Source organism: Microbulbifer epialgicus (assembly GCF_041447265.1).
Lineage (GTDB): Bacteria > Pseudomonadota > Gammaproteobacteria > Pseudomonadales > Cellvibrionaceae > Microbulbifer > Microbulbifer epialgicus.
The window spans coordinates 1-1,558 of the sequence record NZ_JBGMEK010000215.1; the positions used below are offsets into that span (position 1 = coordinate 1).

At 45.4% G+C, this 1,558-nt stretch carries 3 protein-coding genes; 2 read left to right on the forward strand and 1 reads right to left on the reverse strand.

Annotated features, from left to right (window positions below):
• The first annotated feature begins 65 nt into the window (after positions 1 to 65).
• On the forward strand, positions 66 to 416 hold the full coding sequence (locus ACCI49_RS24585; RefSeq protein ID WP_371841894.1) for a hypothetical protein: 351 nt from the start codon (positions 66 to 68) through the stop codon (positions 414 to 416).
• Between the two features lie 588 nt (positions 417 to 1,004).
• Positions 1,005 to 1,178 carry a carbon storage regulator CsrA gene (csrA, locus tag ACCI49_RS24590; protein ID WP_371841895.1) on the forward strand — a complete coding sequence of 58 codons (174 nt, stop codon included), beginning with the start codon at positions 1,005 to 1,007 and terminating at the stop codon, positions 1,176 to 1,178.
• Positions 1,179 to 1,183: 5 nt separating this feature from the next.
• On the opposite strand, the gene ACCI49_RS24595 is transcribed toward csrA, so the two are convergent.
• Positions 1,184 to 1,558, reverse strand: a 375-nt coding sequence (locus tag ACCI49_RS24595; protein WP_371837343.1) for a transposase, incomplete at its 5' end; no start/stop codon positions are given.

Here is a 1,558-nt window from a genome sequence, read left to right on the forward strand (position 1 = left end):
CCGTATTGCAGGGTCAGCCCGGAGGGATAGCTGAGCCCTTTTAGGCGGCCGTAATTACTGTCGAAGTGGTTGACCGTAACAAAGTCTTCGCCGTCGATGGCAGTGGTGACTTTGTAGGGGCGGCTCAGGGCATCGTAGCTGTAGCTGCGCGCATAGTTGGCATCGCTGCGGCTTTCCTGTGTGGGCAGGCCTTTGCCGTTGGCGGCACTGTCGTATATTCAGCTGGCTTCCTCTGTGCCATTGACACTGCGGCTGTCTATGCGGCCGAGGCTGTCGTAAGCATAAGTGTGGATAATGGCTGTAGAGATCTCGGCAATATTCCCAAGGCCAAGGAGATATTTAGGCTATCGGAAAATGCTTCTGGCTCCTATAAAGAAACCTCTTCAAGTGATGGCATTGAGAATTTTCTATTTTAATTCCGCCGCAAAGACAACAGAAGGATACCAACTTGAATTGCAACTCTTAATAGGCAACTAGGGATTTTCTAAGCGGAAACACATAAAAATATAGGCATGAAAATGATCTTATTGGATTTTATTAAGTTTGTTTCCATGTCAAAGCTGCGTAAAATTGATAGATATTTATCGATATTTTGGTCGTAATAGAGTCAGCCTGAATAGGCTGACAAATAAAAAGACCCGAGAGAGCTAAATTTTTTTAAAAGACCCACCCCCTCAAAGGAGAACGGTAGCGTGACATAAGAATAAGTAAAAGGCGCTGACCCAAGGTGCTGCGAACACCAGGGGCCAGCTAACCAAATTGATAACCAAACTATCAAAGTGGCTCAGTGGATAATACGCTAGAAACCCGCTCGTCTTCAATAAAGTCGTGTAGATTCAGCAGCTTGGAGTGTGTCCTCAAGCTCTGGCAGCGTTGCGCCCACCTTTTCTTCTTCTACGCCTACCGTTCTCGTGCACCTCCTCTCACTTTCTTCAGACGTTACTTCCCAATCTTTCCCACCGCAGAAAGACCACCCATTGTTTAAGTATCAATAGGAAATGAGCATGTTGATTTTAAAGCGCCGCACTGGAGAAAACTTAAGGATTGGAGCAAATGTCTCGGTCACAGTGTTGGAGGTTAAGGGGAATCAAGTAAAGATAGGAATAAACGCCCCTAAATCCCTGCCTGTTCACCGTGAAGAGATTTATAGGCGCATTATTAACCCGGCGGACAAATAGTTCAGTTATGCTGCGTACCTAATTGATTCGTGTCGGAAGTAGGCTGCTACACGCGCGGGCTTCTTTTGTAACATTCTCATGTGAGAAAGCACTTTCCTTTTTAGCTTCTCCTTGGATCGGGCTGGCATGCCACTGTGAACGCCCCCTTTAAGGTCGCAATTCAAATACTCATCTGGATTCAGTTCAGGTGAATATGATGGTAAATAATAAATTTCTATCTCATCCTCGTGCTCTGCCAGCCAAGCTTTAACAAATCGTGCATGATGTACCCTAAGATTGTCCAGAATGAGGTAAACTTTACGCCCCGCTGTTTTGATCAATCGCTTAAGAAAGTCAATCAGCCTATCGGCATTCATACTTCCTTCGTAAATTTGAAAACG

Excerpts from the sequence above, each read along its gene's own strand:
- csrA (WP_371841895.1), top strand. The coding sequence starts at position 1,005 with ATGTTGATTTTAAAGCGCCGCACTGGAGAAAACTTAAGGATTGGAGCA.